Here is an 8,486-nt window from a genome sequence, read left to right on the forward strand (position 1 = left end):
GGCTGGCCCCGGTGGGTCTGAGAGTCCGGGGCCAACCGGGGCCGACCGGGGCCAGCCCCACCCCCCCCTTTTTGGGTCCTCCCCGAGGGGGCGGGGTCCTGCGGTGGGCCAGAGCGCCCGGTTATCCGCTCAACCATCTGCGGGGGGCCTTACTGTTGTTGTTCTTTTTTTTCAATAGCTTACGAGAGTGTTGGCCTGGGTGTTGGTTCGGCTTGCGGCTGCTGCATCCAGGGCGCCGGGCGCCCCTGGCGGGGGCGCCATGCCAGTGGGCAGCGCGGCGCGAAGGGCGCGGCGGCCTGCGCGCGGGCGCAGTTTTCGGGGTCGAAAAAACAGCCCTGGCAGGGCAAAGGCGCCCCTTTCGGGGCCTTTTTGGCGGTGTCCTGCATCGGCGACCCTCATAGCTTAAGCGCAACAATTGCCTGCCCCGCCGGGCGCGGCAAGGGCTCGACTCCCGCGCCCTGTTGGCCCACGAATTGACGACAACCAATTTTGTTGGGCGCGATGAATCTCTATTCGTTGGCCGAGGCGGCGCGCCTAACCGGCCTCTCCGTTGAGGCGCTCCGGCTGCGGATCAAGCGCGGCAAACTGGCTTCTGAGCTTGGGAATGACGGGCGCCCGCGCGTGCTCCTGACCTCGGCGGAGCTCGAAGTATTGCGCGAGCGTTCCAACCAAGAAAAACCCACATTGGAACGACAAGAGCAACACTCGTCCCACGATGGCAGGGCGTTGGCCGAGCTTGTTGGCCTGCTGCGCGAGCGGCTGGACGCCGCCCCGGCGGAGGAGTTGGCGCGGCTGCGCGAGGCGCTGGCCCATGCCAGGGGGCGGGCGGAGGCGGAGGCCGGGCTCCTGCGCGAGGCGCTGGACGCGGCGCGGCTGCGCGCCGATCTGGCCGAGCGGGAGCGCGAGGGGCTGCGCCAGCGGGCGGCGCAGGCGGAGGCGGAACTCCGGGCGATGCAGGCGGGGGCGCAGGCGAGCGCGGCGGCGCTGCGCGAGGCCGAGGCCGGCCGGCAGGCGGCGGCGGCGGAGGCCGAGGCGGCACGGGGCGCGCTGGCGGCGGCGCGGGCCGGCGGGCGGCTGGCGCGGGCATGGCGGGCTCTTATTGGGTAATATTAGGTTATAATAACCTGTGGAGCAGGCCTCCCCTGTAGAATAAATAAATGTCTCCAGCAGGAGACGATCATGAAATACTTTGTCAAAAGTATCCTAGATATGTTGATTGATTTTGTTTTTTGTTGGGTTACTCATAAATTGATTGAATATTTTTGGGAATTTTATTCAATTTTTCAAAAAATATGGTTTTATTTCTTCTTTTAGAAGAGGGGCATGGCCTCTCCGCTTCTGCTACGGCCGGAGGGTTTCGTTTTTCCATAACGCCGCTTATGCCGTGGCTCGGGAAGTCAATTTCCAGTCCTCGGCAAGTCTCTGCGCGCCCCTGGCGCCCGCGCCGCCGCCGATACTTGGAAACCGACAGTCAAAACCGCGCGCCAGGCTGCCACCTGGCGGAGGCGAATACTTGCCGCAGGGGGCGGCGCTTCTCGCACTTTTCGACCGGTGCGGGCCACCCCGCCGGCCGCGCATGGTCGCGCCCATGACCGATTCTTCTCCCCCTCTCCCCCCTGAGCTTCACCCCGGCGGGGAAGCTTCCCCGGCCTTCCAGGCCACCATTGCCATCGTCGCCGAGCCTGCCGCGCAGGCGGGGGAGCTCCGCCTCCTCCCCTACGGATTCGGCCTCCTCGGCGGCGGGCTGGTCGCCAGCGCAACCATGCCCCGCGAGGCCGCGCTTGCCCTAGCCGGGCACCTCGACACGGCGGAGCCGCACCACGGCGAGGCGGCGCTTTTCGGGGGGGAGGTTGAGCCCGATCTGCACGGCCTGGTGGTCAATCGGCGCGGCCTGACGCTGGTAGGCGGGGGGTGGGCGTTGATGGTCGATCCGATGCCGCTCGACTGGCGGCGGCGGCTGGCCGCGCATCTGCGCGGCTATGCCGCCTTCACGTTCGGGGAGGGGGCTGGCGCGGGGGGAGGATGGCGGGGCGCCTCGCCCTCCCTGGGCTTCACGGGGGACCTGCGGCGGCTGCTAGGCCGGGAGTAGGGGCCACTTCTCCGAGTTTGCTACCGGTGCTCCGCGCGAGGGGCGCCGCCAGGATTGGCGGCATGAACAAGCCCGACGCGCCGGTTTCCGGCCCCACCCTCGGCCTGCCCTCGCCCGTGATGGCGGCCTATCCCGCGCCGCCCGAGGTCAGCCGTTTCGTGCTCGCCACCGACGGCATCATCCTGACCCACGGCGGGGTCTCCATCGAGCTCTACCTTTCGCCTGAGCAGCTCGACGGCCTCGGCAATGCCTTCGTGAGCCTCGCGCGCCAGCTTGGGGCGGACACGACCGCGAGCCGGGCTATGTTCGAGAACGTGGCAACGGCCGTCTATGTCTGAGGGCGCCCGCCCGGCCGTGCGGGGGCTGCCCTCCGGCGTGGAGGGCATCCAGCGCCGCACCGCCGCCTTCTCCCGCGCCACGCTCGACGCGCAGGCGCGCACGGTGGAACTCGCCTTCTCCTCCGAAGCCCCCGTTGAGCGTTTTTGGGGGGTGGAAATCCTCGGTCATGACGCGGCCGAGGTGGAAACCGACTTCATCAGCAGCGGCACGGCGCCGCTGCTAATGGACCACAACGCCCGCGATGTGGTGGGCGTGGTGGAGACTGTGACCCTCAGCCCGGATCGGAAGATGCGGGCGCGGGTGCGCTTTGGAAAAAGCGCGCGCGCTGAGGAAGTCATGCAAGACGTTGCCGACGGTATCCGCGCGAACGTGTCGGTTGGCTATGAGCTCCTTGACCTCAGCCTGATCTCTGAGGAGCGGGGCAAGCCGCCGGTCTATCGGTGCCGCTGGCGACCCGTTGAGGTCTCGCTTGTCGCGATCCCCGCCGACCCGACCGTTGGCGTGGGCCGCTCGAGCGCGGCGCCTCTCTCCGCACAAACAGGCAGGAAAATGGACATTTCTGGCGCGGCCTCGGGCCGCGACGCCGCTGCAATCGCCGAGCTCGCCGAGCTCGTCGGCCGGCCCGATTGGGGAACCGAGGCCATCCGCTCGGGCTGGTCCCTCGAGCAGTCCCGGCGAGAATTCATCGCCCGGCGCGGTGAAGCGCGGCCGCTCTCCCTGCCGCCCACCAACATCGGCCTTGATGAAGGGATGACGCGCGAGCTCCGCCGCTATTCGCTGGTGCGAGTGCTGCGCGCCCTCGCCGACCCGCAGCACATGCGCGAGGCCGGGTTTGAACTCGAAGTGTCGCGGGAGCTCCAGCGCCAGCATGGCGACCGCTCCGGGTTCATGGTGCCGCTGGCGCTGCCGCCGCAGGCGGAGAGGATGGGCGGAGACGGCCGAGTTGTCGTTTCGGTCGGCGGACGCGCCCTGACCTATAGCAACAGCGGCAACGGCGTGCTGGTGCAAACCGATGTGCTCGCCTCGGATTTCATCGATCTGATCCGCGCGCGTTCCTATGTGATGGCGCTGGGGGCGCGCACCCTCACCGGTCTGGTGGGCAATGTCGTGGTGCCCCGCCAGGGCGGCACCGCGTCCATCGGCTGGATCGCCGGCGACGGGTCGGATTCGCTGCCGACCTCGGACCCTGCCTTCTCCGGCGTCGCCATGTCTCCCAAAACGGCGGGGGCCATCACGACATTCTCGCACCGCCTGATGGTTCAGTCCTCCATGGACATTGAATCCCTTGTCCGGGCGGATCTGGCGGCGGCGGTGGCTGCGGAGATTGATCGCGTGGCGGTCAACGGCACAGGCGCCGGCAATCAGCCGCGCGGCGTGCTACAGGCGGTTGGTATTGGCGCCGCCACATTCCCGACCGGCCAGAGCCCGGATTTTACGAAAATTCTCGCGCTGGAAACGCTGGCTGATGGCGCCGACATGGAGGCGCGAGCCTACCTCACCTCCCCCACGATGCGCGGGCGCTACAAGGCGACGCCGGTAACGACCGGCGTCGCGCCGATGATCTGGACGACGCCGGACAACGGGGCGCTGCCGGGCGAGGGGCGGATGAACGGCTATCGGGCGCTCGCCACCACCCAAGTGCCCACCCAGACCACGATTTTCGGGAACTGGTCCGACCTGATGGTTGGCATGTGGGGCGCTATCGCGCTCGACGTTGACCGCGGCGGGGCCAATTTCGCCACGGGCAGCATCAGCGTGCGGGTGATGCAGGATATCGACGTGGCGCTTCGCAACGCCGGCAGCTTCGCCGCCCTGACGGCCGTTTGAGGATGGGCTGTCCGGTCTAGGCAGCGCCTTGTCCGCTGGGGGCGCCGCCTAGGTGGCTGGGATCGGGCAGCTTCATGGAGCCCGGCGGGGACAACCCCGCCGGGCTTTTCCTTGCCCTGGCCGAGCTCCTCTTCCGGCTGGCCCTGGTGTCACCACCAGGCCCCCATTTCACCCCTTCCTGAGCCTGCTTCCCGCGCCGCTGGCGCCTCGCTGAGGCGCTGCGCGTCACCTTCTCCGGCTGAGCGAGGCCGGTAGGGTGAAGGGGTCGGGGATTCCGAAGCGGTTCGCGCTAGTTTTTATATCTCTAGCTGGAATTAGTGGCGCTCCCTGCGACACGGAAGCAGGCGGCGGTTTCGGGGCTTCCTCGGCCGGAAACAGGAATAGGTATGCGTTTGTGATTTGGCACCACCGCTTCGGCCCGCCGAAGGCTTCCGGGGCATCCACGACCACGGCGCGGCGGATGCGGCGCAGGTAGCCAGCGGCCTCGAGCACATCGAGGCAGCGGGCGACGGTGGCCCGGTGAGCTTTGGCGAAGCGGGCAATGACGGCCTGGGCGGGCGCGCAATAGCCGGTGCGCCATGTGCTGAGGCGGAATAGCAGGACGCGGAGAACCTTCTCCGCGTGCACGCTGACGCGCGGGTCTTTCTCCGCTTGCCGGAGGAGGAGCTCGGCGCGGCGTGGGCTGAACGGGCTGGGACGGGGGACGCGATCCGCTCGAATTGAGCCAGGGCGCGCCGGGTGGGCAACGAGGACGGGCAAGGGGGCGGTTCTCCGGTTTGCACCGCCAGGACCGACCGGAGGGGAGGAGGAGAACGACCGCAGGAAAAAAGGCCGAGCAAGAGCGTTCGCAGCCAAAGGCTTGCGTGAAGGGCTCGGAGAGGGCAGGATGCGGTTGCAAGACACACATCCGGGTTAGTGGGTTCTGCCCTCTTGCTCGGCTTTTTTCCTGGGGCTCGCTGGTTCCTCCCTCTCGGGTGGGTCTGGCGGGCCTTTTGGCTTTAGGGGGTTATGGGTTCGCGGGACCTCTGCGGGGGTTGTCGGCGGGCATCATGCAACGGCCGCGCTCATTCGCGCAACCCGTTGGCAGGCAAGGGCTTTTTCCGCGCCGCCCGAGGGGGTGACATGTCCCCCCCTCTGTTACCCCCTCCCACACGCGAAGCGGCTGAATTAGCCCGCTAATTCTCCGGCAACCGGCTACCGGCTTGTCGCCCCTCCCGCTCGATTCGAGCGCGGCCCATCTTTGAAGCTCGACAAATCGGGGATTCAGGATGGCAGGCGACACGGCCGAGACGGCCCTTGCGGGCCTCTGCGCGGCATGGGCGGCGGGGGAAAATGGCGCGGAGGAGGTGGGGCGGCTGGACGGGCTGAACCGCTGCCGCCTCTCCTTCCAGGCCACCGGCAACCCGGTCTATGCCTGGGCCGCCCTGCGGCTGCTCTACCGCCCCGCGCCCCTGGCGGGCGGGCCGGGCCTTGTCGCCCAATACTGCCACCCACCCATGCCGCCGCCCGAGGTGCGACCGCTGCCCGGCTGGCTGGCCGATTACCTAAGCGCCGCCGCGCCGGCTGTGCTGGCCCCGCTGCTGCGGCTGGATGAGGCCGAGGCCGCGCCCTGGCTGCCGGCGTGGTGCTGGTCGCGCTGGGACGCCACGGGCGAGGGCCTGTTTATCTGGCTGGCGCTGGCTGCGCTGCGCCCGCGCGAAGGCGCAATTCTGCCCGGCTGGCTCGCCGCTGAGCTCTACCGCCTCGGCCGCGACCTCGAGGATTGCACCGCTGGCCGCGATCTGGCGGCGCGGCCAGCGGCCGAGGATTGGCGCGCCATCAGCGCGTGGCAGGCGCGGGAGCGCCCGGCCAAGGTGGGGCCGGAGGACATCCTCTCTCTGTTCGGCTTCCCCAAAAGCCAGGGCTTCGGCCTGCTGGTCCGCTGGCACCGCCTGCTGAAGGCGGAGCCGGAGAGGCCGGCGGGCCTGTTGCTGGCGACGATGGAGCCGGCGCGCGTGAAGCGCAGCGTGATCCTCGCGGCCCTCGGCTTTCTGCCTGGTGGTCGATTCCGCAACGGGGTTCAGCAGGCGCGCGGGGCGCTGATCTTCGCGGACATGCTCCATAGCTACCGCGTGGCTAAACAGCTTGCCCCGAGCCGCTCGGGTATCCGCGCCGCCGCCGAGAACCTCGGCATGGCCGATCTGCGCGGCGTGGAGCGCGGCATCCGCGAGGCGCGGCGCCTGCTCGGCTGGGCATAGCCGGCACTTCTCGTAGTTTGGCACCGGGGCGCCGGAGCGCGGCGCGTGCTGCAACCGCGCCATGACCAAGACAATCTCTCTTTCAGAGGCCAAGCGCCGCAAGCGCGGCGCCGGCCAAGATGGCGGCGGGGGCGCCGAGCTCCTGCCCGGTTTCGAGATGCGCCCCGATGGCCTGTGGCGCGTGCCGCCGGATGATCGGCCGGCGTGGCTGTGCGGGCCGTTCCGCATCCTGGCGGAGAGCCGCCCGGCCGGCGGCGATGATTGGGGCCTTCTGCTCGAATGGGCCGACCGTGACGGCGTGGCGCACCGCTATGCCATGCCGCGCCGGCTGCTGGCCGGAGAGGCGGTTGAGGTGCTCGGGCGGCTCGCCGCCTGCGGCCTTGGCGTCAACCGCTCCGCGACGGCGCGGCAATCCCTGCTCCAATTCCTCGCCCTGGTGCGGGTGCCGGAGCGGGTCCGCACCGTGCAGCGCACGGGCTGGCACCGGCCCCCGGAGGGCGGCGCGCCTTCCTTCGTGCTGCCCGGCCGCAGTTTCGGCCCCGAGGGTGGCGAGCTCGTCATGCTCGATCTGGACCCCCCGCCTTCGATCTACCGCAGGGCCGGCACGCTCGAGGGCTGGCGCGCCGAGGTAGCGGCGCGCTGCATCGGAAATTCCCGCCTGATCTTCGCGGCCTCGGCGGCCTTCGCTGCCCCCTTGCTGGAACTGGCCGGCGATGAGGGCGGCGGGATCAACCTGCGCGGCGCTTCCTCCTCCGGCAAAACCACGGCGGTGGATGTGGCGGCCTCGGTCTGGGGTGGGCCGAGCAAAACGGCTGATTCCTTCGTCCGCTCCTGGCGCAGCACATCCAACGCGCTCGAGGCGACGGCGCAGGCGCATAGCGGGGCGCTGCTGCCGCTGGACGAACTCGGGCAGGCCGAGCCGGCGGAGGTTGGCGCCACGCTCTACATGCTCGCCAACGGGCTCGGCAAAGCCAGGGCCAGGGCCAGCGGCGGCAACCGGCAAGCGGCTTCGTGGGTGACGCTGCTCCTCTCCTCCTCGGAGGAGAGTGCGGCCAGCCTCGCCGCGCAGGCCGGGCGGGGCCTGCGGGCCGGCCAGGAGGTCCGGCTCCTCGACGTGCCGGCGATGGCGCCGGGCGGCTGGGGGGTGTTCGAAGCCCTGCACGGGGAGCCGGATGGCGCTGCCTTCGCGGGGGCGCTCCGGCGGGCTGTCCTGGCGCATCACGGCACTGCGGCGCCCTCCTGGCTGTCCTGGCTGGCGGCGCGGCTGGCGGAGGCGAACGATTGGCCGGCGGCGGTGCTGGGGGCGCGGGTGCGCTCTTGGCTAGCGGCGCACGTCCCGGCGCAGGCAGACGGCCAGGTGCATCGGGCTGCGCGGCGGCTGGCCCTGGTTGCGGCGGCGGGCGAGCTCGCCAGCGCGGCCGGGCTGACCGGCTGGCCGGAAGGCGCGGCCGAGGCGGCGGCGGCCGCGATCTTCGCCGATTGGCTGACCGAGCGAGGCGGCACCGGGAGCGCCGAGGAGCGAAACATCGTGGCCGCGCTGCGCCGCTTCATCGGCTTGCACGGCGCCGCCCGGTTCGAGCGGGTGCGGGAGCCGGGCGAGGAGGACGGGGGGCAGACTGAGGCCCCGTTGATAGAGGGCGCCCGGATCGCGCAGCGCGCGGGGTGGCGCTGGGAGGAAATCGACGGGACCGGGGAGCGGCGCTGGATTCACGGTCTGATCCCGGAGGTTTTCGCCGCCGAAATTGCCGCGCCGCTCGGCCTCGAGGAGCGCGAGGCGCGGGCGCGGCTGGGCAGGGCGGGCCTGCTGCGCGGGGAGCGCGAGGGCGGAGAGCTCCGCTACGCCATCAAGGCGAAGCGCATTGCTGGGGTGGGGCGGCCCCGGCTGCTGGTGGTGGAACCCGCCGCGCTCGATTGAGGGGCTGGCCCCGGAGGCTTTGGGACCGGGGCCAGCAAATCGCAGATAGGTCATTGAAAAATAAGGCTGGCCCCGGTGG

Annotated in this window: 6 protein-coding genes; all 6 read left to right on the forward strand. The window is 70.0% G+C overall.

Features of this window, described 5'->3' with window-relative positions; all coding sequences use genetic code 11:
- Window positions 1-726 precede the first annotated feature (726 nt).
- The 6 genes from NON00_RS23165 (at window position 727) to NON00_RS23190 (ending at window position 8,407) form a co-directional block, all read left to right on the forward strand.
- A complete protein-coding gene (locus NON00_RS23165; protein WP_256025153.1) occupies window positions 727-1,107 on the forward strand; it encodes a hypothetical protein in 381 nt (126 codons plus the stop codon).
- A gap of 481 nt (window positions 1,108-1,588) precedes the next feature.
- On the forward strand, window positions 1,589-2,089 hold the full coding sequence (locus tag NON00_RS23170; protein WP_256025154.1) for a hypothetical protein: 501 nt from the start codon (window positions 1,589-1,591) through the stop codon (window positions 2,087-2,089).
- 62 nt (window positions 2,090-2,151) lie between these two features.
- Window positions 2,152-2,427 carry a hypothetical protein gene (locus tag NON00_RS23175; RefSeq protein WP_256025155.1) on the forward strand — a complete coding sequence of 92 codons (276 nt, stop codon included), beginning with the start codon at window positions 2,152-2,154 and terminating at the stop codon, window positions 2,425-2,427.
- Window positions 2,420-4,255 (forward strand): phage major capsid protein, encoded by a 1,836-nt coding sequence (locus NON00_RS23180; RefSeq protein ID WP_256025156.1) that lies wholly within the window; start codon window positions 2,420-2,422, stop codon window positions 4,253-4,255. The genes NON00_RS23175 and NON00_RS23180 overlap by 8 nt, the downstream gene beginning before the upstream one ends.
- A 1,268-nt stretch (window positions 4,256-5,523) precedes the next feature.
- Window positions 5,524-6,492, forward strand: a complete 969-nt coding sequence (locus tag NON00_RS23185; RefSeq protein WP_256025157.1) for a hypothetical protein — start codon at window positions 5,524-5,526, stop codon at window positions 6,490-6,492.
- A gap of 61 nt (window positions 6,493-6,553) precedes the next feature.
- Window positions 6,554-8,407 (forward strand): DUF927 domain-containing protein, encoded by a 1,854-nt coding sequence (locus NON00_RS23190; protein ID WP_256025158.1) that lies wholly within the window; start codon window positions 6,554-6,556, stop codon window positions 8,405-8,407.
- Window positions 8,408-8,486: the final 79 nt, after the last annotated feature.

The sequence above is a fragment of the Roseomonas sp. GC11 genome (assembly GCF_024437745.1).
Lineage (GTDB): Bacteria > Pseudomonadota > Alphaproteobacteria > Acetobacterales > Acetobacteraceae > Pseudoroseomonas.